Source organism: Pseudomonas sp. GW821-FHT07F01 (genome assembly GCF_059418825.1).
Window position 1 is genome coordinate 58,214 of the sequence record NZ_JBWKQO010000003.1, and the last position, 22,533, is coordinate 80,746.

The 22,533-nt window shown below is 63.4% G+C and carries 23 protein-coding genes; 8 read left to right on the top strand and 15 right to left on the bottom strand.

Annotated features, from left to right (window positions below; translation table 11 throughout):
• Positions 1-5: 5 nt before the first annotated feature.
• The 4 genes from AC07R1_RS10780 to coxB all read right to left on the bottom strand — a co-directional run bounded on the left by AC07R1_RS10780 (position 6) and on the right by coxB (position 4,389).
• Entirely contained in the window at positions 6-893 is an 888-nt protein-coding gene (locus tag AC07R1_RS10780) for a cytochrome c oxidase subunit 3 (RefSeq protein ID WP_019095612.1), read from the bottom strand.
• Between the two features lie 33 nt (positions 894-926).
• The gene (locus AC07R1_RS10785; RefSeq protein WP_011058451.1) at positions 927-1,484 is read right to left on the bottom strand and encodes a cytochrome c oxidase assembly protein; all 558 of its coding nucleotides are present in this window, start codon (positions 1,482-1,484) and stop codon (positions 927-929) included.
• Positions 1,485-1,583: 99 nt separating this feature from the next.
• A complete protein-coding gene (gene ctaD / locus AC07R1_RS10790; RefSeq protein WP_011058450.1) occupies positions 1,584-3,179 on the bottom strand; it encodes a cytochrome c oxidase subunit I in 1,596 nt (531 codons plus the stop codon).
• An 82-nt stretch (positions 3,180-3,261) separates the two neighbouring features.
• The gene (coxB, locus tag AC07R1_RS10795) at positions 3,262-4,389 is read right to left on the bottom strand and encodes a cytochrome c oxidase subunit II (protein ID WP_011058449.1); all 1,128 of its coding nucleotides are present in this window, start codon (positions 4,387-4,389) and stop codon (positions 3,262-3,264) included.
• Between the two features lie 373 nt (positions 4,390-4,762).
• Between coxB and AC07R1_RS10800 the strand changes: the two genes are divergently transcribed.
• Positions 4,763-5,413 carry a hypothetical protein gene (locus AC07R1_RS10800; RefSeq protein WP_015633641.1) on the top strand — a complete coding sequence of 217 codons (651 nt, stop codon included), beginning with the start codon at positions 4,763-4,765 and terminating at the stop codon, positions 5,411-5,413.
• An 83-nt stretch (positions 5,414-5,496) separates the two neighbouring features.
• Here AC07R1_RS10800 and AC07R1_RS10805 read toward each other — a convergent pair whose 3' ends face one another.
• From AC07R1_RS10805 to AC07R1_RS10815, 3 genes are all read right to left on the bottom strand, one after another.
• Entirely contained in the window at positions 5,497-7,032 is a 1,536-nt protein-coding gene (locus tag AC07R1_RS10805; protein ID WP_011058447.1) for a SulP family inorganic anion transporter, read from the bottom strand.
• A 91-nt stretch (positions 7,033-7,123) separates the two neighbouring features.
• The gene (locus AC07R1_RS10810; protein WP_011058446.1) at positions 7,124-7,858 is read right to left on the bottom strand and encodes a carbonic anhydrase; all 735 of its coding nucleotides are present in this window, start codon (positions 7,856-7,858) and stop codon (positions 7,124-7,126) included.
• Positions 7,859-8,101: 243 nt separating this feature from the next.
• Positions 8,102-9,160, bottom strand: coding sequence for a PA0069 family radical SAM protein (locus tag AC07R1_RS10815; RefSeq protein WP_011058445.1), 1,059 nt, complete (start codon positions 9,158-9,160; stop codon positions 8,102-8,104).
• Positions 9,161-9,359: 199 nt separating this feature from the next.
• Between AC07R1_RS10815 and AC07R1_RS10820 the strand changes: the two genes are divergently transcribed.
• Positions 9,360-9,716, top strand: coding sequence for a hypothetical protein (locus AC07R1_RS10820; RefSeq protein ID WP_065364963.1), 357 nt, complete (start codon positions 9,360-9,362; stop codon positions 9,714-9,716).
• 45 nt (positions 9,717-9,761) lie between these two features.
• On the opposite strand, the gene AC07R1_RS10825 is transcribed toward AC07R1_RS10820, so the two are convergent.
• Genes AC07R1_RS10825 through AC07R1_RS10835 form a run of 3 tightly spaced genes read right to left on the bottom strand, consistent with a single transcriptional unit; the run spans position 9,762 to position 13,621 of the window.
• Positions 9,762-11,066 carry a cytochrome c gene (locus AC07R1_RS10825; protein WP_015633638.1) on the bottom strand — a complete coding sequence of 435 codons (1,305 nt, stop codon included), beginning with the start codon at positions 11,064-11,066 and terminating at the stop codon, positions 9,762-9,764.
• 12 nt (positions 11,067-11,078) lie between these two features.
• Entirely contained in the window at positions 11,079-12,863 is a 1,785-nt protein-coding gene (locus AC07R1_RS10830; protein ID WP_495110517.1) for a GMC family oxidoreductase, read from the bottom strand.
• Between the two features lie 2 nt (positions 12,864-12,865).
• Positions 12,866-13,621: a gluconate 2-dehydrogenase subunit 3 family protein gene (locus tag AC07R1_RS10835; RefSeq protein WP_161466470.1), complete on the bottom strand. Its 756-nt coding sequence runs from the start codon at positions 13,619-13,621 to the stop codon at positions 12,866-12,868.
• A 292-nt stretch (positions 13,622-13,913) separates the two neighbouring features.
• Between AC07R1_RS10835 and AC07R1_RS10840 the strand changes: the two genes are divergently transcribed.
• Positions 13,914-14,573, top strand: a complete 660-nt coding sequence (locus AC07R1_RS10840) for a phosphatase domain-containing protein (protein WP_342401351.1) — start codon at positions 13,914-13,916, stop codon at positions 14,571-14,573.
• 119 nt (positions 14,574-14,692) lie between these two features.
• On the opposite strand, the gene AC07R1_RS10845 is transcribed toward AC07R1_RS10840, so the two are convergent.
• The gene (locus tag AC07R1_RS10845; RefSeq protein WP_011058440.1) at positions 14,693-14,971 is read right to left on the bottom strand and encodes a YheV family putative zinc ribbon protein; all 279 of its coding nucleotides are present in this window, start codon (positions 14,969-14,971) and stop codon (positions 14,693-14,695) included.
• The gene (gene prlC, locus AC07R1_RS10850) at positions 14,968-17,019 is read right to left on the bottom strand and encodes an oligopeptidase A (RefSeq protein ID WP_011058439.1); all 2,052 of its coding nucleotides are present in this window, start codon (positions 17,017-17,019) and stop codon (positions 14,968-14,970) included. The genes AC07R1_RS10845 and prlC overlap by 4 nt, the downstream gene beginning before the upstream one ends.
• A gap of 102 nt (positions 17,020-17,121) precedes the next feature.
• Here prlC and AC07R1_RS10855 point away from each other — a divergent pair, with 102 nt between their 5' ends.
• Positions 17,122-17,667: a gamma carbonic anhydrase family protein gene (locus AC07R1_RS10855; protein ID WP_041114965.1), complete on the top strand. Its 546-nt coding sequence runs from the start codon at positions 17,122-17,124 to the stop codon at positions 17,665-17,667.
• Between the two features lie 26 nt (positions 17,668-17,693).
• Positions 17,694-18,344: an HAD family hydrolase gene (locus AC07R1_RS10860; RefSeq protein WP_011058437.1), complete on the top strand. Its 651-nt coding sequence runs from the start codon at positions 17,694-17,696 to the stop codon at positions 18,342-18,344.
• 28 nt (positions 18,345-18,372) lie between these two features.
• Here AC07R1_RS10860 and AC07R1_RS10865 read toward each other — a convergent pair whose 3' ends face one another.
• Positions 18,373-19,482 (bottom strand): aminopeptidase, encoded by a 1,110-nt coding sequence (locus tag AC07R1_RS10865; protein WP_123472565.1) that lies wholly within the window; start codon positions 19,480-19,482, stop codon positions 18,373-18,375.
• Positions 19,483-19,541: 59 nt separating this feature from the next.
• On the opposite strand from AC07R1_RS10865, the gene AC07R1_RS10870 reads away from it, so the two are divergent.
• Together AC07R1_RS10870 and AC07R1_RS10875 are read left to right on the top strand one after the other, a co-directional pair.
• Positions 19,542-19,955 carry a PA0061/PA0062 family lipoprotein gene (locus AC07R1_RS10870; protein ID WP_011058435.1) on the top strand — a complete coding sequence of 138 codons (414 nt, stop codon included), beginning with the start codon at positions 19,542-19,544 and terminating at the stop codon, positions 19,953-19,955.
• Between the two features lie 42 nt (positions 19,956-19,997).
• Positions 19,998-20,417, top strand: coding sequence for a PA0061/PA0062 family lipoprotein (locus AC07R1_RS10875; protein ID WP_011058434.1), 420 nt, complete (start codon positions 19,998-20,000; stop codon positions 20,415-20,417).
• A gap of 6 nt (positions 20,418-20,423) precedes the next feature.
• On the opposite strand, the gene AC07R1_RS10880 is transcribed toward AC07R1_RS10875, so the two are convergent.
• Together AC07R1_RS10880 and AC07R1_RS10885 are read right to left on the bottom strand one after the other, a co-directional pair.
• Positions 20,424-20,657: a DUF1161 domain-containing protein gene (locus AC07R1_RS10880; protein WP_011058433.1), complete on the bottom strand. Its 234-nt coding sequence runs from the start codon at positions 20,655-20,657 to the stop codon at positions 20,424-20,426.
• A gap of 156 nt (positions 20,658-20,813) precedes the next feature.
• Positions 20,814-21,245 (bottom strand): OsmC family protein, encoded by a 432-nt coding sequence (locus AC07R1_RS10885; RefSeq protein WP_011058432.1) that lies wholly within the window; start codon positions 21,243-21,245, stop codon positions 20,814-20,816.
• 240 nt (positions 21,246-21,485) lie between these two features.
• Between AC07R1_RS10885 and AC07R1_RS10890 the strand changes: the two genes are divergently transcribed.
• Positions 21,486-22,487, top strand: a complete 1,002-nt coding sequence (locus AC07R1_RS10890; protein ID WP_015633630.1) for an LLM class flavin-dependent oxidoreductase — start codon at positions 21,486-21,488, stop codon at positions 22,485-22,487.
• Positions 22,488-22,533 lie beyond the last annotated feature (46 nt).

The following is a 22,533-nucleotide window of genomic DNA, read 5'->3' on the forward strand; positions in this document are numbered from 1 at the left end:
GCGCCTCAGAGCACGTAGACGAAAACGAACAGGCCGATCCAGACCACATCGACGAAGTGCCAGTACCAGCTGGCGGCCTCGAAGCCGAACTGGTGCTCGGCGTCGAAATGCCCGCGCATGATGCGCATCAGCATCACGAACAGGATCAGGGTGCCAATGGTCACGTGGGCACCGTGGAAACCGGTGAGCATGAAGAAGGTGGCGCCGTAGATCCCCGAACCCAGGGTCAGCCCCAGCTCGTGGTAGGCATGGATGTATTCCTCGGCCTGAAAGCCCAGGAAGGCGCAACCCAGCAGCACCGTCAGCGCCAGCCAGATCTTCAGCGCGCCGCGATGGCCTTTCTTCAAGGCGTGGTGGGCGATGGTCACGGTGACGCTGGAACTCACCAGCAGGATGGTGTTGAGCAGCGGCAGGCCCCAGGGGCTGATGGTGCCCTTGGGCGGCGGAAAGAGTTTCGGGTCGGGGTTGTTGAGCAGCGGCCAGACGAACTCGAAGTTCGGCCACAGCATGTGGGCGATGCCCTTGTGCCCCTCACCGCCGAGCCAGGGCCCGGACATGTGCCGCACATAGAACAGCGCGCCGAAGAAGGCCATGAAGAACATCACTTCGGAAAAGATGAACCAGCTCATGCCCCAGCGGAACGAGCGATCGAGCTGGGCGCTGTAGAGCCCGGCGCGGCTTTCCTTGACCACCGCACCAAACCAGCCGAACAGCATGTAGGCCAGCAGCAGGCCGCCGACGAAAAAGATCAGCGGGCCGTGGGATTCCGGTCGCGCAGCCTTGAGGTCATTGAACCAGGTGCCCAGGCCCACCACGGTGACGAACATGCCCACCGTTGCGATGATCGGCCACTTGCTCTGGGCGGGAACGTAATAGTGCTCATGAGTCGCCATGGGTTGTTCTCCTTATCGGGCACGCTAGATCGTCTAGCCACCGTTCTTGGCGGCAACCGCCACCGGTGGATGACGCGCGGTGATATCGAACAGCGTGTAAGCCAGCGTCAGGTGCTTCACATCCTTGGGCATGTCACGGTCAACGATGAAACGCACCGGCATCTCGATCTTCTCCCCCGGCTGCAACACCTGCTGGGTAAAGCAGAAGCACTCGGTCTTGTGGAAATACATGGCCGCGCTGCTGGGGGAGATGCTCGGGATCGCCTGGGCGCTCATCGGGTGGTCGCTGGGGTTGCGGGCGATGAAGATCATCTCGTTCACCGCCCCCGGATGGACCACGATGTCATCGGACTTGGGATAGAAATCCCAGACCATGTCGATGGCATTGGTGGACAGGAACTGCACCCGCACCTGGCGCGATACATCCACCTGCTGCCCCTGGTCCGCATACTGCCCACCGGTCTTGCCGTTGATCCCCAGGGCCTTGCACATCACGTCGTAGATCGGCACCAGGGCAAAACCGAAGACGAACATCGCCACCACCACCAGCAACAGGCGGGTCACCAGTTTCTTCAGCGTTACCTCGGCCATCTCAACGTCCTCCCAAGCCTGTAGGAGCCGGCTTGCCGGCGAAGCGGGCACCACCCTCTGGCGCCTTCGCGAGCGGGCTCGCTCCTACAGCACAGATGTTCATTTCACTTCCGGCGGGGTGACAAAGGTGTGGTACGGCGCCGGCGAGGGAATACTCCACTCCAGGCCTTCGGCACCTTCCCAGGGTTTGGCCGGAGCCGCTTTGCCGCCGCGGATGCACTTGATGACGATGAACAGGAAGAAGATCTGCGTCGCGCCGAAGGTGAAGGCACCGATCGAGGACACCATGTTGAAGTCGGCGAACTGCAGGTTGTAGTCCGGGATCCGCCGCGGCATGCCCGCCAGCCCCACGAAGTGCATGGGGAAGAACGCCATGTTCATGCCGACGAAGGACAGCCAGAAGTGCAGCTTGCCCAGGGTCTCGTCGTACATGTGCCCGGTCCACTTGGGCAGCCAGTAGTAGGCCGAGGCGAAGATCCCGAAGATCGCCCCCGGCACCAGTACGTAGTGGAAGTGCGCCACCACGAAGTAGGTGTCCTGGTACTGGAAGTCCGCCGGGGCAATGGCCAGCATCAGCCCGGAGAAACCGCCGATGGTGAACAGGATGACGAAGGCCACCGCGAACAGCATCGGCGTCTCGAAGGTCAGCGAGCCCTGCCACATGGTGCTCACCCAGTTGAACACCTTGACCCCGGTGGGCACGGCGATCAGCAGGGTGGCGTACATGAAGAACAGCTCGCCCACCAGCGGGATGCCCACCACGAACATGTGGTGCGCCCAGACGATGAACGACAGGAAGGCGATCGCCCCGGTGGCATAGACCATCGAGGTGTAGCCGAACAGTGGCTTGCGGCTGAAGGTGGGGATGATCGAGCTGACCGCGCCGAAGGCCGGCAGGATCATGATGTACACCTCGGGGTGGCCGAAGAACCAGAACACGTGCTGGAACAACACCGGGTCACCGCCGCCGGCTGCACTGAAGAAGCTGGTGCCGAAATGGATGTCCATCAGCATCATGGTCACCACCCCGGCCAGTACCGGCATCACCGCAATCAGCAGGAAGGCGGTGATCAGCCAGGTCCAGACGAACAACGGCATCTTCATCAGGGTCATGCCCGGGGCTCGCAGGTTGAGGATGGTGGCGATCACGTTGATCGCGCCCATGATCGAGCTGACGCCCATCAGGTGGATGGCGAAGATGAAGAAGGTCACGCTTTCCGGGGCGTAGGTGGTGGACAGGGGGGCATAGAAAGTCCAGCCGAAGTTCGGCCCGCCGCCGGGCATGAACAGGGTCGAGATCAGCAACAGGAAGGCCGCCGGCAGCAGCCAGAAGCTGAAGTTGTTCATCCGCGGCAGGGCCATGTCCGGCGCGCCGATCATCAACGGGATCATCCAGTTGGCCAGGCCGACGAAGGCCGGCATCACCGCACCGAAGACCATCACCAGGCCATGCATGGTGGTCATCTGGTTGAAGAACGCCGGCTCGACGATCTGCAGCCCGGGCTGGAACAGTTCGGCACGGATCACCATGGCGAACGAGCCGCCCAGCAGGAACATGCAGAAGCTGAACCACAGGTACAGGGTGCCGATGTCCTTGTGGTTGGTGGTCAGTACCCAGCGCATCAGGCCCTTGGCCGGGCCATGGGCGTGGTCATCATGGCCGGCGTGGCCGTGGTCATCGATCACAGCACTCATGTCCTGTCTCCTGCGAGCGAATGGACTGGATGATCGGCGGCGAAACGCCGCGACCGGTTGCGCACATACCCCATGAGCCGGCTCATTTGCTTTCCGCCTGCTTCAGCGCCAGGACTTCCTTGGGCGTCACCATGTCGCCCTTGTTGTTGCCCCAGGCGTTGCGTTCGTAGGTGACGACGGCGGCGATGTCGACTTCCGACAGCTGCTTGCCGAAGGCGGCCATGGCGGTGCCCGGCTTGCCGTGGAACACCAGGCTCAGGTGAGCCTCCTTGGGCCCGGTAGCGATCTTCGAGCCCTTGAGGGCCGGGAACATCGGCGGCAGGCCCTGGCCTTCCGCCTGGTGACAGGCAACGCAGGTGGTGTGGTAGATCTTGTCACCGCGGGCCACCAGCTCGTCGAGGGTCCATTCCTTGCTGGTCAGCTCCTTGAGCTTGGCCGCCTCGGCCTTGCGCTCGCCCATCCAGGTGTCGTAGTCGGCCTGGCTCTTGACCTCCACCACGATCGGCATGAAGCCGTGGTCCTTGCCGCACAGCTCGGCGCACTGGCCACGGTAGATGCCGGGCTTGTCGACCCGGGTCCAGGCTTCGTTGACGAAACCCGGGATAGCATCACGCTTGACCGCAAAGGCCGGCACCCACCAGGAGTGGATGACGTCGGCGGCGGTCACCAGAAAGCGCACCTTGGCGCCCACCGGAAGTACCAGCGGCTGGTCGACCTCCAGCAGGTAGTGCTCGCCCTTGGTGCTCTGGTTGTGGATCTGGTCGGCGGGGGTGGCCAGGTTGCTGAAGAACTCTACGTCCTGGCCGAGGTATTTGTAGTGCCACTTCCACTGGTAGCCGGTGATCTGGATATCCACGTCCGGCTCGCTGGTGTCGTACATCTTGATCAGCGTCGCCGTGGCAGGCACGGCCATGGCCACCAGGATCAGGAAGGGAATGATGGTCCAGAGGATTTCCACCGTGGTGCTTTCGTGGAATTTGGCCGGGACCTGGCCGACGGAACGGCGGTGAACGATCATCGACCAGAACATCGCACCGAAGACGATGACGCCGATCACCACACAGATCCAGAAGATGGTCATGTGCAGGTCGAATACCGCGTGGCTTATCTCGGTCGCCCCAGGCGTCATATTCACGGTCCAGGCGGCTTGCGCCTGGCTGAATACCGACCACAACAGGAGGCCCATCCAGACATGTGGATGTCGCATCATTGCGGGTTCCCCTTATCGTTCTTGTTATCCCGCCGGCTTAACACCTGCGGCAAGGGAGCGGCTGCCTAGACTACGAACTTAAACCGGCCGAGCCTTCGCTGCATTTGCAGTCGGGCGTCATCAGCTAACTTCATACAAGGGCGAGTATAGACAGCGACTCCCACCTCGCAACGCGAGGGCGTAAATCAGCTGAAACACTAATAAGGAGGTTTGCAGGCCACGGCGGGAAAGGGATCGAGTGCCCTGGATGGCGAAACGATATAACCGTGGTGACTAAGCATGAAATAATTATGACAAATGCGTCTTAAGCGCTTTTGTAAGCAGGCTAACTTATGTTCTCCCTATTCAATTGCCCTTGTTCCCTGGAGTTTTCATGAACACCGCCGCATTGCGCGAGCAGATCAAACTGGCCCAGCAGCACGAAGCCAGTACCGGCCTCCTGACCCGTCAGTTGGAGAGCCAATTGCCTCACCTGCACCCCGCCATCCAGCTGCCCGAAGTCGACGCCAAGGGCGTCATGACCCGTTTTGTCAGCGCCTATATCGACCAGGTTCCAGACCTTCTGGACGCCGCCAACTCTGTAGCCCGGGAAGCCGGCATCGAGTCGCAGATCAAGCCGGTGCTGAAGATCGCCGAGCAATTCTTCCTCCAGCCGCCGGCCATCATGGACGGCCACGTCGGCCTCGACGGCCTGCTGGATGAAGCCTATCTGGCCCACCGTCTGGTGGAAGAGGTCAACGACCTGTACATCAAGCATTTCGGCCGTCCGCTGATCCCCCTGGACATGACTGTCGCCAACCTCATCGCCCACCAACTGATCGGCGAAACCTTCGCCAACCAGCTGGACGAAGCGGTGCACCACGCCGTCGACGCCATGCTCGACGAAGAAAGCTTCGCTCTGGAGTCGGTGGAAGCCTACCGCGAGAAACTCAGCAGCCCGGACACCGAGGCAGCCTGGAAACGCTGGCCTTGCCTGTCACGCCAACTGGGCGTGGAACTGGAACTCGACCAGCCAGCCGCCTGACCCACTCCTCGCCAGCAAGGCTCGCAGCGAGCCTTGTGGCGAAGGGCCTGGCTCGCCCAAGCCCCTCTCGCCCACCCGGCGATTCAACCTCTCGCCGCAGCCGCCCCCACGCCGCTGGTGGTGGTCAACCGGCCCTCCAGGCGCCGCTTCAAGCCCCGCGTTTCGATCACCAGCCGCGAGCCCTTGGCACTGTTGGCCCGATTCCAGTCTTCCAGCAACTCCAGGCACGCATGGTCGATATAACTGAGGTTGCTGAGGGGCACATGCACAGTGGTGGCCGGGGGAATCGTCGCCAGTACCCGAGTCAGGGCCGGCACCTTGAGAAAGGTCGCAGCGCCCACCAGACGCAACTCCATCTCGCCTTCCTCTGCCAGGTCGATCAGGCTGATCTTCAAGCGCGACGCCTTGAACGCCAGCTTGGCCAGGGTCAGGGCAAAGCCGATCAGTACCCCGGTCAGCAGATCGCTGAAGACAATCGCCAGGGCCGTCACCGCGTAAGTCAGCATCGGCATGCGCCCGTAGCGCCCCAGGCCGCGAAAGACCTTGAGGTCCACCAGCTTGAAGCCGGTGTAGACCAGCACCCCCGCCAGGCTCGCCACCGGAATGCTCTGCAGCACGCTGGACAGCACCAGCACGAAACCCAGCAGCCACAGGCCATGGAAAATCGTCGAATAACGGGTCTGGGCCCCGGCCTGGACATTGGCCGAGCTGCGCACGATGACCCCGGTCATGGGCAGGGCACCCAGCAGACCGCAGAGCATGTTGCCCACGCCCTGGGCCGACAGTTCACGGTCGAAGTCCGAGCGCTGGCCGCTGTGCATGCGATCCACCGCGGCGGCGGACAGCAGGGTTTCGGCACTGGCGATAAAGGCCACGGCGAAGGCGGCGATCAGCAGGTTGGGGTCCGCCAGGTTGAGCAGGTCGGCGGGGCGCAGCCAGTCGATGGCCTCGGCCAGGTTGGCCGGCACCTCGACGCGCTTCACCGGCAGCGCCAGCAGCAGGCTGGCCAGGGTCGCCAGCCCGACACCGAGCAGGGCACCGGGGATGAACCGCAGCGCCTGGGGCCGCCACTTGTCCCAGCCCCACATCACCGCGATGGTCGCCAACCCCAGCAAGCCAGCCTGCCACCCCAGGCTCGGCAAGGCCTGCGCCAGAGCCTGGGGAAAGCCCACAAGGTTATCCAGGCCCGAGGCCTGGGGCGCGGCATCGAGCATCACATGCACCTGGGACAGCACGATCAGCACGCCGATGCCCGCCAGCATGCCGTAGACCACCGCTGGCGCCGTGACCCGGAACCAGCAACCCAGGCGCAGGCGCCCGGCCAGCAATTGCAGCAGCCCGGCCAGCAGCAGGATCGGCCCGAGCATGGCCACCCCATGCTGGCGCACCAGCTCGAACACCAGCACCGCCAGCCCGGCCGCCGGCCCGCTGACCTGCAAGGGCGAGCCCGCCAGCCAGCCCACCACCAGGCCACCGATGATCCCGGTGATCAGGCCCTTGGCCGGCGGCAGGCCCGAGGCAATGGCGATCCCCATGCACAGGGGCAGGGCCACCAGAAACACCACCACCGAAGCCAGCAGCTCCCGTGGCAGGACACTTTTCAACTGTGCTGCACGCATGACAGTTCTCCCGACTTTTCTTCAGGCGTGGCAAAGCCGGGCCGCCAGATGGCAGCCCTGGCTACAACCACTCAGGGGGATTGAGGTGGGATCAGAAACGCGCTTTGGGCGTCGCTACCGGGATCGGGTGGCTGCCATCCAGAGGCAGGAAACAACCCTTGTCGGCGTCGTAGGCCTTGATCGAGCTGGTCTCGATGTCATAGACCCAGCCATGGATGAACAACTGGCCGTTGGCCATGCGCGAGGCCACGGAAGGATGGGTGCGCAGGTGCTGCAGTTGAGCAATGACGTTCTCTTCGGTCAGCACATGCATGCTGGAGGATTCGTCGGCGCAATCGCAGTTCTCGTGGACCATGGTCCGCGCCACTTCGGCGTGGCGCAGCCAGGCCTTGACCGTGGGCATTTTCTCCAGGCTCTGCGGGTTGAGTACCGCGCGCATGGCGCCGCAATCCGAGTGCCCGCAGACGATGATGTGATGCACCCCCAGGGCCAGCACCGCGTACTCGATCGCCGTGGAGACACCACCGTTCATCTGCCCGTAGGGCGGTACCACGTTGCCCACGTTGCGGGTCACGAACAGATCGCCCGGGGAGCTCTGGGTGATCAGCTCGGGAACGATGCGCGAGTCGGCGCAGGCAATGAACATCGCCCGCGGCCGCTGAGCGGTGGCGAGTTTCTTGAACAGCTCTTCCTGCTGCGGGAAGACTTCATGATGAAAATGCAAAAAGCCGTCAACGATGTGCTGCAGCGCTGCATCGGCGGTCTCGGCGACTTCTGTGGGTGCCGGAGCCGACGCAGCCAACGGCTGTTTATCCTTGTCACTCATGATTCATCCTCTCTGTCGGATTTGGTGAATTTTCCAGAAATATCCGGCACGACGCCAGCCATCGATAAAAAAACCACCGACCCGCTGGCGGCGACCCGTAGGTCACTCGATGAACAAGGTAGCCATGAATACTTAACTCAAACTGAACGGAAGGCTCTAGAACGCCACTATGAGCGATGGCAAAAGGCGACCAGAGTACCTCGGGAACGCTGCGCCCACTACTCAACGATAGGCCAATGCCGCTCACAACAACGACATCTGCCCGCCCGGCGGACAGAAGGCTGAACAGTCGAGATCGAAACCCTCGCGACGGTTGAGCCCCAGACGCTTGAGCGCCTTGGCAAAACGCTGGGCCAGCAGATCGGCGAAGGGCCCTTCACCGCGCATGCGGGCGCCAAAACGGCTGTCGTAGAGCTCACCGCCACGGCTCTGGCGGATCAGGCTGAGCACATGGGCCGCCCTTTGCGGGTAATGCGCCGCCAGCCACTCCTCGAACAGCGGCGCCACTTCCAGGGGCAGGCGCAGCATCATGTAGGCCGCGCTCTGCGCCCCTGCGGCATGGGCCTCGCTGAGCAGGCTTTCCAGCTCGCTGTCGTTAATCATCGGAATCATCGGCGAACACAGCACGCCCACCGGGATGCCCGCCCCGCGCATCACCCGGATGGCCCGCAAGCGCGCCTTGGGCGCCGCCGCCCGGGGCTCGAGAATGCGCTTCAACTCATCGTCCAAAGTGGTCAGGCTGATCATCACCGCCACCAGGCGCTGGCGCGCCAGCTCGCTCAGCAGGTCCAGGTCCCGGAGGATCAATGAGCCCTTGGTGACGATGGTCACCGGGTGTCGATAGCGCAGCAGCACCTCCAGGGTGCGCCGGGTCAACTGCTGTTCGCGCTCGATGGGCTGGTAGGGATCGGTATTGGACCCCAGGTTGATCGGTGCGCAGCGATAGCCGGGCTTGGACAGTTGCTGCTCCAGCAAGGCCGCGGTGTTGCTCTTGGCGATCAGCTTGGTTTCGAAATCCAGCCCCGGGGACAGGTCCCAATAGGCGTGGCTGGGCCGCGCGTAGCAATAGATGCAACCGTGCTCGCAACCGCGATAGGGGTTGATGGAGCGGTCGAAGGGCAGGTCCGGCGAACTGTTGCGGGTGATGATCGACTTGGCCGTTTCAAAGCGCACCTCGGTGCCCTGGGTCAACGGCACTTCCTGGTACCAGCCATCATCCTCGGCCACCGAACGATTGGGCGCAAAACGGTTGTGCGGATTGCTCGCGGTACCGCGACCACGGGGAGGCAGGGGGTTGAACATGGAAGCACTCCATAACTGTATGCGCATACAGTAATGGAGCCGGATTTACCTGACCAGCACCGTCGGACCGAAACCCACCCCTGACAGCGGACGTTCCCCAGTGCGACACAAGGCGTACCGCATCCTTGGCCGACAAGCCGGCTACTGCGGGCGTGTGGCGTTAGGGTATAAGGCAGGCTCAAAGAACAGGAGCACAAGCATGCCCAGGACACCCGGCACGCTGGAAAAGATTTTCTACGCCGCAGAGGCCTACCTCCCCAGCTACGAACAAGGTGCCGACCTGATCATCGTCAGGGCACCCGACGGGCAGTTGTGGGGAGTGGCCTGCGAATTCGAGCTGTGCACCCAGGACATCGAAAAGGCCACTGTGAACGGCCAGCAACCCTTCGATGAAGCGGACCCGAAGTTCGCCGAGGTGCGCTGGAGCCCCTGCCACGACGGCATCGGCCTGCTCCCCGCAAGCTGGCAAGACCTGATGACCGCCGGGCTGGCGGACTGCATCGCCGGCTATCAACTGGAAAGCCGCCTGGGCATCCAGCGCTTCACCCAGGGCTGAACGGCCATCCCGGGCCGGCGCCCGCAGCGAGCGCCGGCCTTGGGGCTAGTGGCTGGTGACCTGCCCCAGGTCGTCGTTGGAGGTGCTCTGCAAGTCGCCGTTGCGCAGCGCCGCCACATCCCCGGGCTTCACCGCCGAGGCCTGGTTGCCCCAGCTGCTGCGGATGAAGTTGACCACATCGGCCACCTCCTGATCCGACAGGCGCCAGGCGAAGGCCGGCATGGTGAAGGTCGAAGGCGCGCTGTGGGTCGCTGGCAAGGTGCCGCCCTTGAGCACGATATGGATCAGCGAGGTGGCATCCGCCGATTGCAGCACGGGGTTGCCCGCCAGCGCCGGGAACACCCGGGTGTAGCCGTGGCCGTCGGTGCGGTGGCAGGCCGCGCAGTTGTCGATGTACACCGCCGCGCCCGGCTTGCTGTCGTCACCGTTCCACAGGGCCTGGGCCACTTGCTTGTCGTACTGGTGCGGCTGGTCCTTGGGGTCATTGGCCGGCAGGGACTTGAGATAGCGGGCAATCGCCGTCAGGTCGGCGTCGGTCATGTACTGCATGCTGTGGACCACCACATCGCTCATGCCGCCGAACACCGCGCTGCGATCACTGCGACCGGTCTTGAGGAACTGCACCAGTTGCTCTTCGCTCCAGCTGCCCAGGCCATCCTTGTGATCGCCACGCAGGCTCTTGGCGATCCAGCCCTCCAGCGGCGCGCTGCCAGACAGGAAGTCGCTGCCATCGCTGGCGCTCAGGGCCTTCTCCTGCATGGTCAGGGCCCGTGGCGTGTGGCAGGCGCCGCAGTGGCCCAGGCCTTCCACCAGGTAGGCACCGCGGCTGATCACCGGATCGCTGCCAGCCGCAGGTGCCGGGGTCTCCACGCTCGGGGCGAACATCCAGCGCCAGATGGACAACGGCCAGCGCATGCTCAGGGGCCAGGGAATGTCACTGTCCTGGTTGTCCCGGGCCACCGGTGCCACGCCCTTCATGAAGTAGGCATACAGCGCCTGCATGTCGGCGTCGCTGACTCGGGCGTAGGAAGGAAACGGCATGGCCGGGTACAGGGTGCTGCCGCCCTTGGCCACGCCATGGCGCACCGCTTTGTCGAAGTCCTCGAAGCTGTAGTCGCCGATGCCGGTCTTGTCCGGGGTGATGTTGGTGGAATAGATCACGCCGATGGGGGTCTCCATCGGCAGCCCGCCGGCGAACGGCTTGCCGTCCTTGGCGGTATGGCAGGCCACGCAGTCACCGGCGCGGGCCAGGTATTCGCCCTGTTGCACCAGGGCTTGCTGATCCGCTTCGGCAGCATTGGCGGCTGCGCTGCCCAGCAGCGCCAGGGTGGCGATAACGAGTGCTTTCATGGTCATCGCTCCTTATGCCTGAACCAGCGGGCCGGGGTTTTTCAGGTACTGCTCGCGGATCGCCCGGGCCGACCAGTAGGTCAACGCCGCCACCAGGCCGGTAGGGTTGTAGCCCAGGCCTTGAGGGAAGGCCGAAGCCCCGGGCACGAAGACGTTGTGCACGTCCCAGCTTTGCAGGTAGCGGTTCAGGGCGCTGGTCTTGGGGTCGGTGCCCATGATCGCGCCGCCGTTCAAGTGGGTGGTCTGGTAGGACGCAGTGTTGAAGTGCTCACCGACCTTCTTGCCCAGCAAGGCAATGGCCTTGGGGTTCATCGCCTCGGCGATCTTGCCCATTTTCTCCACCATGAAGCGGTTCATCTTGATGTCGTTTTCCTGCCAGTCGAAGGTCATCCGCAGCAGGGGCAAGCCGTAGGCATCGCGGTACACCGGGTCCAGATCCAGGTAGTTGCCACGGTAGGACTGATGCGCTCCGTGGGCGTCCATGGAGACCTGATGGGTGTAGTAGTCGGCGGTGGCTTTCTTCCAGGCACTGCCCCAGGCCGGGGTACCCGGCGGGTTGGAGGTGCCGGCGATGGGCCGGCTGCCGGCCTGGTTGACCCACATCGGCGAGCCGCCGACAAAGCCGTGGGGGCCGTGGTCGAAGTTGTCGGCGTTGAAGTCGTCCACCGCCACGCCGTTGCCGCCGGCGCCGATGAAGTTGTTGGTGTGCACGTCCTTGTCGAAGTAGGCCTTGATGGTGGCCATGTTCTGGTAGGCGAAGTTCTTGCCCACCACGCCTTCGCCGGTGATCGGGTCGTAGGGCTTGCCGATGCCCGACAGCAACATCAGGCGCACGTTGTGGAACTGGAAGGCGCCGAGGATCACCAGGTCCGCCGGCTGCTCGATCTCGCGGCCCTGGCCATCGACGTAGGTGACGCCGGTGGCGCGGGTCTTGCTGCTGTCGAGGTTGACCCTGAGCACGTGGGAATTGGACCGCAGCTCGAAGTTCGGCAGCGGCTTGAGGGCCGGCAGGATGTTCACGTTGGGCGAGGCCTTGGAGTACATGTAGCAGACGTAGCCGCTGCAGAAGCCGCAAAAGTTGCACGGCCCCATCTGTGCGCCATAGGGGTTGGTGTAAGGCCCCGAGGTATTGGCCGACGGCAGGTTGTAGGGCTTGTAGCCCACCTCATTGGCCGCTTTCTGAAACAGCTGTGCGGAATAGGTGTTCTTCTGCGATTCCAGCGGGAAGTGGTCCGAGCGATCCGGCGCATAAGGGTTGCCGCCCTTGCCGTCGCCCACCAGTTGGCCCTTCACGGTCCAGGCCTGGCCCGAGGTGCCGAAGACCTTTTCCGCGTAGTCGAAGAACGGCTCCAGCTCTTCATAGCTGACGCCGAAGTCCTGGATGGTCATGTCCTTGGGGATGAAGTTCTTACCGTAGCGTTCTTCGTAGTGGCTGCGCATGCGCAGCTCGATGGGGTCGACCCGAAAGTGCACGCCGGACCAGTGCAGGCCGGCGCCGCCCACGCCATTGCCCGGCAGGAAGGCCCCCAGTTGCCGGTTGGGCAGGGCCACGTCGTTGACGCTGTGGCGGATGGTCACCGTCTCTTTGGAAATGTCCTGGAAGAGTTTCTTGCGCACGCTGTAGGTGAGTTCGTCGATCACCTGGGGATAGTTGCCATCCGGGTAGGTGTCCTGCATCGGCCCGCGTTCCAGCGCCAGCACATTGAGCCCGGCCTCGGTCAGTTCCTTGGCCATGATCGCGCCGGTCCAGCCGAAACCGACGATCACTGCGTCGACCTTCTTCATCACTGTTGCCATGCTCAAGCCCTCTCGCCGCGAATCGATACAGCCGGGAAGGGGTATTGCTCGTTGCGTTCCACCCAATCCATGAAATCGGCGCGAGCGCCGGGAAAGCCGATCAGGGTCCAGCCCACCAGGCCTTTATTGCCACCGTGGATCGGATCGCTGAAGAAGCCTTCCTTGGTGTTCTGCAACAGCAGATTGAAGAAAAGCTTGGCCGGGACCGCGTCGAACTGCGGGGTTCCGGCCTCCAGTTGCTTGAGCAAGTCGTCTCGGGTAGCGCTGTCTTGCGCAGCAAATGTTTGCCCCTTGAGCTCTTTGCACCACGCATCCGTGGCGGCAATGCCCAGGCGATAGATGTCCTTGGGCACCAGTTTGCTCTGCCAGCCCATCTCCGGTGCGGCATCGGCCTTGAACGGGCCTTGCATGTACCACAGGGCGCCAGCGGCGTAGGGGGTATTCATCTGCCGGTCGATGTATTCCGGCACGCCGGCTTCCAGGGCGCCCGGGCCCATTTCATCGGCCGGGATCAGGCGTTCCACCGCGGCCTTGATGAAGGCCCACTCCTCGGCGGTGAAATAGCCCGGCTCATAGCCCTGGCCGCTGCCGACGGGCTGCTTGCCCGGCGTGGCCGGTGTGGCAGCGGCGGCCGTTTCAGGTGCAGCCGCCAGCAGGGAGCCGCCCAGGCCGGTGCTGGCGACGGTGACCACAGGGATCAAGGTCAGGGATTTACGCAAGAACTCACGCCGCGGGTTGTCTCGATCTTGATCAGACATGGGTGCACCTCATCAGGCATTGATGGATTGGTCAGCCGCGTCATGGCGCGACTTTGTGTTTTGGCAACGCAAAAGGCCGGGAAGACCCGGTTTTATGAACACATCAGCAAACTTTAGTTACAAATGGTAGCAGGCTAAGCATCCAGATGAATCGTTTCAGGCGGAAAAAAGATCAGAAACCGCCGGAAAAAGCGGATCAGCTTCACGATTCTTTGACAGGGGGCTCACGGGGCTTTGACCCCGGCAAATCGATACTGCGCGGCATTGAATCCCCTCATCGGTGATCCCGCGCATGTCGAGCATTCGTTTCATCCCGGCCCTTTGCCTGTCGTTGCTGGCGCTGCTGGCCGGGCCACAGGTACAAGCCGCAGAGCCCCCCTCCAGCCGCCCGGACCAATGGGCGCAGCCAGTGGAAAAGCAGTACAACCTGTACCAGATGTCCCCGACCCTGTATCGCAGCGCCCTGCCGGACAAAGGCGCGGTGCCGCTGCTGCAGCAGCTCAAGGTGGCAACGGTGATCAACTTCCTGCCGGAATCCGACGCCAGCTGGCTGTCGGCACCGGGCATCAACCAGGTGCAGTTGCCTTATCGCACCAACCATGTGGACGACGCCGATGTGCTCAAGGCCCTGCGCGCGATCCAGAGCGCCGAAGCCCAAGGCCCGGTGCTGATGCACTGCAAGCATGGTTCGGACCGCACCGGCCTGATGTCGGCCATGTACCGGGTGGTGATCCAGGGTTGGAGCAAAGAAGAAGCGCTGAATGAAATGACCCAGGGTGGGTACGGCGACAGTTCCCACTTCAAGGATGGCATTCGCTACATGATGCAGGCCGATGTCGACAAACTGCGCACCGCCCTGGCCAATGGCGATTGCAGCACCAGCGTATTCGCCACCTGTTCGGTGAAGAGCTGGTTCGAGACGGTGAGCGCGACCAAGCCGCTGAGCAACTGAGCGCCACACCCTGTGTAGGAGCGAGCCTGCTTGCGAAAACCCTGGGATCGAAAGAAGGGGGGCGAATCGCTTCGCCGGCAAGCCGGCTCCTGGAGGGGAGCCGGCTTTTTACTGCGGGGTCAGTCAGTCTTTTTCTTCAACTTGGGGTTGGGGAAAAACTGCACCGATTGCACCTTGATGTCCGCCACCTTGGGCGTCGCGCTGTTGACCCGGGTCCCGAGTTCCTTGGGCACCGACAGCCCCTGTTCGTTGAGGGTGTCGGAGTAGCCACAGGCCACACACTCGCGATGAGGCACATCGTCCTCACTCCACATCATCAGCTTGTCCTGCTCACTGCACGCCGGGCATACCGCCCCGGCGATAAAGCGTTTCTTGGTCTTCACGGGTGCGTCACTCATGCTGCCGCGTCCTCGCTGAGGCCGCTGTGGCGCAAGAGTGCGTCAATCGACGGCGCGCGTCCGCGGAAATCGACGAACAGCACCATAGGCTCCTGGGAGCCGCCACGGGCCAGGATCGCCTCGCGGAACGCACGCCCGGTGGCCGAATTGAGCACACCCTCTTCCTCGAACCTGGAGAAGGCGTCGGCCGACAGCACTTCCGCCCACTTGTAGCTGTAGTACCCCGCGGCGTAACCGCCGGCGAAGATGTGCGCGAAGCTGTTGGGGAAGCGGTTGTAGGCCGGCGGGCGCATCACCGAGACTTCGTCGCGCACGGTTTCCAGCACTTGCAGCACGCTGCGGCCGTCGCCGTGGGTGGCGTGCAGTTCGAAGTCGAACAGGGAAAATTCCAGCTGGCGCACCATCATCAGCCCGGACTGGAAGTTCTTCGCCGCCAGCATCTTCTGCAGCAGGTCCTGGGGCAGCGGTTCGCCGCTTTCATAGTGGCCGGAGATCAGTGCCAGGCCTTCCGGCTCCCAGCACCAGTTTTCCATGAACTGGCTCGGCAGCTCGACGGCGTCCCAGGCCACGCCGTTGATCCCGGACACTCCGGCGTGCTCGACCCGGGTCAGCAGGTGGTGCAGGCCGTGGCCGAATTCGTGGAACAGGGTGGTGACTTCATCGTGGGTCAGCAAGGCCGGCTTGCCGCTGACCGCCGGAGTGAAGTTGCACACCAGGTTGGCTACCGGGCTTTGCAATACCCCGTCCAGCGTGCGACGGCGATCGCGGGCACCGTCCATCCAGGCACCGCCGCGCTTGTTGGCGCGGGCATAGAGGTCGAAGAAGAAGCGGCCGACGTGCTGGCCGTTTTCCTTGATCTCGAACAGGCGCACGTCCGGGTGCCAGGTATCGAAACCTTTCTGCTCGGCGATCTCGATGCCGTACAGGCGCTGGACAATGGCGAACAGCCCGCTCAGCACCTTGTCGATGGGGAAATAGGCGCGCAGGGCTTCCTGGGAAACGCTGTAGCGCTGCTCACGCAGCTTCTCGCCGTAGAAACCGCTGTCCCAGCTTTGCAGGTCGGGGCAACCCTGTTCGGCGGCGTAGGCCTTGAGCTGCTCCAGGTCCTGGGCGGCAAACGGCTTGCTGCGCTTGGCCAGGTCCCGCAGGAAGCTCAGCACCTGGTCGCTGGACTCGGCCATCTTGGTGGCCAGGCTCAACTCGGAGAAGCTGGCGAAACCCAGGAGCTTGGCCAACTCCTGACGCAGGTCGAGGATTTCTTCCATCACCGGACCGTTGTCGTTCTGACCGGCGTTAGGGCCCTGGTCCGACGCGCGGGTGCTGTAGGCGGCATAGACTTCTTCGCGCAGGGCACGGTCCTGGGCGTAGGTCATCACTGCGTAGTAGCTGGGGAATTCCAGGGTGATCAGCCAGCCTTCCAGGTCCTTGGCCTGGGCGGCGGCAGCCATTTGCGCCTTGGCCGAGTCGGTCAGGCCGGCCAGGGCGGCTTCGTCGGTGATGTGCTTGGTCCAGGCCTGGGTGGCATCCAGCAGTTGGTTGGAGAACCGGCTGCCCAGCTCGGAAAGCTTGCTCTGCACCTCGGCATAACGCTTTTGCTGCTCGGGCGGCAGGTCGATGCCCGACAGGCGGAAGTCCCGCAGGGAGTGTTCGAGGATAGTCTTCTGCGCCACGTCGAAACCGGCGGCTTCCGGGCTCTTGGCCAGGGCGTCGAAGGCCTGGAACAGCTCGCGGTTCTGGCCCATTTCCGTGGAATAGGCGCTCAGGGCCGGCAGGCAGGCCTCGTAGGCTTCACGCAGTTCGGCGCTGTTGCACACTGCGTTGAGGTGGCTGACCGGGCTCCAGGCAGCGCCCAGGCGATCATTGAGCTCGTCCATGGCCAGCACCAGGCCAGCCCAGGTCGGCTGGGTGGCTTGGGTCTTGAGGATGTCAGCGATGGCGGCGCGGTTGTCAGCCAGGATCTGTTCGATGGCCGGTTGCACATGCTCGGCGCGGATCGCCGAGAACGGCGGCAGGTCGTAGGGCTGCAGAAGAGGGTTGTTCACACTCACGGTGGGCACCTTGGCTGGAAGAAACATTGAGCCATCTTAATTACAATCGACGCCCACCGCAGCTATAGCCCCCATTAATAAATCTCAGAGAGGGATTCGCACTTGGCCATTCGCAGCTACCAGAACCACACCCCGAACCTGGGCGAGCGGGCCTTTGTCGACCACTCGGCGGTGGTCATCGGCGACGTGGAAATCGGCGCCGACAGCTCGGTCTGGCCGCTGACCGTGATCCGCGGCGACATGCACCGCATCCGCATCGGCGCGCGCACCAGCGTGCAGGACGCCAGCGTGCTGCACATCACCCACGCCGGCCCGTTCAACCCCGACGGCTTCCCGCTGCTGATCGGCGACGACGTGACCATCGCCCACAAGGTCATGCTCCACGGTTGCAGCATCGGCAGCCGGGTGCTGATCGGCATGGGCAGCATTGTCATGGATGGCGCGGTGGTGGAGGACGATGTGATAGTCGGCGCCGGCAGCCTGGTGCCACCGGGCAAGCGCCTGGAAAGCGGCTTTCTCTATGTGGGCAGCCCGGTGAAGCAGGCACGCCCGCTGACCGACAAGGAGCGCGCCTTCTTCACCTACAGCGCCGCCAACTACGTGAAGCTCAAGGACCTGCACCTGGCCGAAGGCTACGACCGGCCCTAACCCCCTTGCACAGCCCAGGAATCCCCATGCATTACCAAACCGTACTGTTCGACCTCGACGGCACCCTCACCGACCCTCGCGAGGGCATCACCCGTTCGATCCAGTTCGCCCTGGGCAAACTGGGCATCGACGAGCCGGACCTGAGCAAACTGGAGCACTTCATCGGCCCGCCGCTGTTGCAGGCCTTCATGCAGTTCTACGGCTTCGACGAGGCCCGGGCCTGGGAAGCGGTGAACTTCTATCGCGAACGCTTCAAGGTCACCGGCCTGTATGAAAACCGCGTCTTCGATGGCGTCACGCCGCTGCTGGAAACCCTCGGCGGGCAAGGGCGGCAACTGTACATCGCGACCTCCAAGCCCTGGGTCTTCGCCCGGGAGATCGCCCGTCACTTCGACTTCGCCAAGCACTTCAAGGTGATCTACGGCAGCGAACTGGACGGCACCCGCACCGACAAGGTGGAGCTGATCGCCCATCTGCTGGAGCAGGAGCAACTCGACCCTGCCAGCACATTGATGATCGGCGACCGCAAGCACGACCTGATCGGCGCCAGGCGCAACGGGCTGGATGCGGCGGCGGTGGGTTATGGCTTTGGCAGCCATGAGGAATTGACTGCCGAAGCCCCGGCCTATCACTTCCAGACCCTGGGCGAGCTGCACCAGGCGTTTTTGCCGCGTTAGGGCAGAGGCTTCGCCGGCAAGCCGGCTGCTACAGGCCCGAAGCAGGAGCCGGCGCCAGGGCGACGGTGTCCTGCAACCGGATCAGGGCCGCCTTGCGCTCCTCGGCCGGCAAACGTCCCAGCGTCTCCACGGCGGCGAAGAATGCCGGCCAGTCCCCCTTCACCTGCCTGAACAAGGCGGCAAACGCCGGCACCCATTGGTCATACAGGCCGAAGGGCAGCAGCCGGGCATTGTTCAGTGGGGCGTTGACCCAGGCGTCATAGCGCTTGGAACCGGCCCACTGGCTGTCGCGCAACTGCCGATACTCGCTGCGCATGCGCTCGAACTCCGCGGCCTTGCGCTGGCGCATCTGCTCGGCGGGCAAGGGCAGGGCATACAGCTGCTCCAGGCGCTTGCGGGTATCGAGCACCAGCTGGGTGAACTGGTCACGCTGGCGCAACTCGCCGTCGCTCAATGGCGCCAGCCCGCGATAGGCGCGCCACTGGCGGGTGCCTTCCTGCTCGACGAAGGTGGCGTAGGACTCGTTGAACTCGGTGTCGTCCTTCACATAGAAGCGCTGGTGCGCCAGCTCGTGGAAGATCAGGGTCGCCAGGCGCTCGTCGCCCCAGTGCATCATCGAACTGATGATCGGGTCGTCGAACCAGCCCAGGGTGGAATAGGCCTCGACCCCGCCGATCGCCACGTCCATGCCCTTCAACTGCTGCAACGCCGCCTCGCCCCGGGCCGCGCCCTGGCTGTAATAGCCGCGGTAAGCCACGCAACCAGCAATGGGAAAGCAGTGGGTTTGCGGGTTCAGGGAAAACTCCGGGGTGGCGAACACGTTCCACACCACATAGGGCCGCCCGATGTCGACGTACAGCCGATAGCTGCGGTTGTCCGGCAGGTGCAGGTGCTCGCTGGCAAAGCGGCGTGCCTGCTGCGACTGGGCCAGATGGGCACGCAGGCTCGCATCGCGGCTCGGGTCGGCGACGACTTGCGCCACCGGCACACGGGCTCGCAGCAGCTGCAATTGGCCACTGGCCAGCTGGCTGTAATAACCGACGCTGCTGCAACCGTTGAGCAGCAAAAGCATCAGTGCCGGAAACAAAAACCGTAAAAGAGGATCAAGTAACCCATGGCTTGAACACGGCCTAGTCAAATCGAATCATCCACAGAGAGTCTGTCCGCAAGACTATCTCGCCAGCCTGGAGTTTCGCCATGCGCGTGTTGCTGTTGACCACCGGCCTGCTGACCCTCGGCGGTTGCGCCGGCCTGCCCGACCCCGACCCGGCCCAGGCCTGGGTCGACCTGGCTCCGCCCCGGGACACCCACCTGCAGGCATTGGAGGTGGACGCCAAGAACATCGATGATCCGCGCTATTTCCAGGTCCAGCCCGGCAGCCATGAACTGACCCTGCGCTACCAGTTCGCCGTGCAACCCAGCAACATCGGGCCAGACGCCGAGCCGCTGTGGCGCGATTGCCAGCTGAACGTGAAATTCAAGGATTTCGGTGCCGGCCAGCGCTACCAGGTACAGGCCGGGAACATCGGTTTCCACCCCTGGGCCAGGCTCTACGACGAGCAGCACACCCTGCTCGACAAAGCCCGGCCGGCAGGCTGCCAGCGCAGTTGAACGGCGCTATGCTGAGGGCCTCTCGCTCACTCGGCCCCAGTCATGCGTCCATTTCTACTGTTTCTCGCCCTTGGCACCCTCAGCGCCTGCACCACGCCCCTGCCGGGCGTCGATCCGCAACAGGCCTGGATCGACCTGGCCACCCCGACGCCCGGGGGCAAGCTGGTCATGGCCGAACGCCTGGACAACCAGCGCCTGGACGACGGGCGCTTCTTCCAGGTCAGCCCCGGCAGCCACGAATTGATGGTGCGCTTCGATTTCGAAGTGTTCGCCGGCGGCATGGGCATGAACAACGATCCCCAGGAGCGCCTGTGCTACCTGAGCCTGCGCTACGACCATTTCCAGGCCGGCCAGCGCTATCGCCTGGAGGCGCGCAACCTGGGGTTCACCCCCAGCGCCCGGCTGTACAACGCCCAACGCGAAATAGTCGCCGAGGAGCGCATGATCAACTGCGTGCCCTGAGTCGGGTCAGCGATCGTTCTTCTGATAGATGATCTTCCTGGTGCCGTTTTCACAGCTGCCGACCACCATGTTGTTGTCGTGGACCTCGTCGTTGGTGACGATTTCCAGGGTGTAGGAAGGTACGCCCTGGGCCTGGATCTTGGCTTCGATCTCGGCCTTGAGTTCCTCGCAGGGCTTGGGCGCGGCCAGGGCCGATGTGGCCAGCGCACAACTAACAACCGCCAAGGCAAAACGTTTCATGATCTAAAGCTCCCTTGCTGCGGTGCACACGGGGGTGCGCTGAAGCCGCAGTCGCGTATTCGACCACAGGTGCTTGTCCGCCGCACAGGCGCATTCGCCGGCATGCCCGCTCCTACGGACCGGTGCAGGAGCCGGCTTGCCGGCCAAGCAGTTGCCTCAACTCAGCAGCGTCGCATCCAGGCTGATCTTGGCGTTGAGCACCTTGGACACCGGGCACCCTTCCTTGGCCTTCTTGCTCAGCTCATCGAACTGCTGCTGGCTGGCACCGGGGATCTTCGCCTTGAGGATCAGGTGCACCGCGGTAATGGCAAAGCCGCCATCGACCTGGTCCAGGGTCACTTCTGCCTGGGTGTCGATGCTGTCCGCCTTGAGCCCGGCCTCGCCAAGGATCATGGAAAAGGCCATGGAGAAACAGCCCGCGTGGGCCGCGCCAATCAGTTCCTCCGGGTTGGTGCCCTTGCCGCCTTCGAAACGCGCCTTGAAGCCGTAGGGCGCCTCACGCAACACGCCGGTTTCGGTCGAGATCGAGCCAATGCCGGTTTTCAGGTCACCTTCCCAGTGCGCCGAGGCTTTCTTTTTGATGCTCATCGCTTTCTCCTCAAGAACCGGTGCGAAAGTTCGCACCCTGATGTTTTTTGTTGCCTAAGGGTTCTGAGGATAGATCCGATGGCAAAGTTCAGCCGTTGTCGCCGATGCCCGTTTACCCGACAAATTCACTCAGGCTATTGAAACTCGGGTATATGCCCACATTGCATAGATCTGACTTACAGACTTCGGCAGGTTTTGGCTCATGACAAAAGCCTGCGCACCCCAAGGAGAAGCAGGCTTATGAAACCGCTGTCCGCTGTTAAATACTCGACCCTCGACCTGGTGCCCGTGCGTGAAAACGGCAGCCCGGGACAGTCCCTGCGCAACTCCCTGGACCTGGCGCAGCATGTGGAGAAGCTCGGTTACACGCGCTTCTGGGTCGCCGAGCACCACAACATGGACGGTATCGCCAGTTCCGCTACCTCGGTGTTGATCGGCTACCTGGCGGGCGGTACTTCGACCATTCGTGTCGGTTCCGGCGGGGTCATGCTGCCCAACCACGCGCCCCTGGTGATCGCCGAACAGTTCGGCACCCTGGAAAGCCTGTACCCGGGGCGCATCGACCTGGGACTGGGCCGCGCCCCGGGTTCCGACCAGATGACCGCCCGCGCCCTGCGCCGGGAACGTTCCGGCAGCGCCGACGATTTCCCTGAGGACGTGGCCGAACTGATGGCCTACCTGGGCCCACGTACCCCCGAACAACGGGTGATCGCCATGCCGGGCACCGGCACCAACGTGCCGGTATGGCTGCTGGGCTCCAGCCTGTTCAGTGCACAACTGGCCGGGGAACGGGGCTTGCCTTACGCCTTCGCCTCGCATTTCGCACCGCGCTACCTGCACGAGGCGATTCGCGTCTACCGCAACCACTTCAAGCCTTCGGCGGTGCTCGACAAGCCTTATGTGATGCTTGGCGTGCCGCTGGTGGCAGCCGACACCGACGAACAGGCCGATTACCTGGCGACTTCGGTGTACCAGCGCATCCTGGCGCTGATGCGTGGCCAGAGCCTGGTCCAGCGCAAACCGGTGCAAAGCATGGACGGCCTGTGGCTGCCCCATGAGAAGGAAGCGGTTGCCAGCTTCCTCGGCCTGGCGATGGTCGGCAGCCCGGCGAAAATCCGCGCCAAGCTGCAGGTGCTGATCGAGCAGACCGGAGCCGATGAGCTGATCTTCACCTGCGATCTGTACGAACACGCCGATCGGCTGCACTCCTACGAGCTGCTGTCACAGGTGATGAAAGGCTGAAACGACAGGCATGAAAAAGCCGACGTTCTGCGTCGGCTTTTTTTTG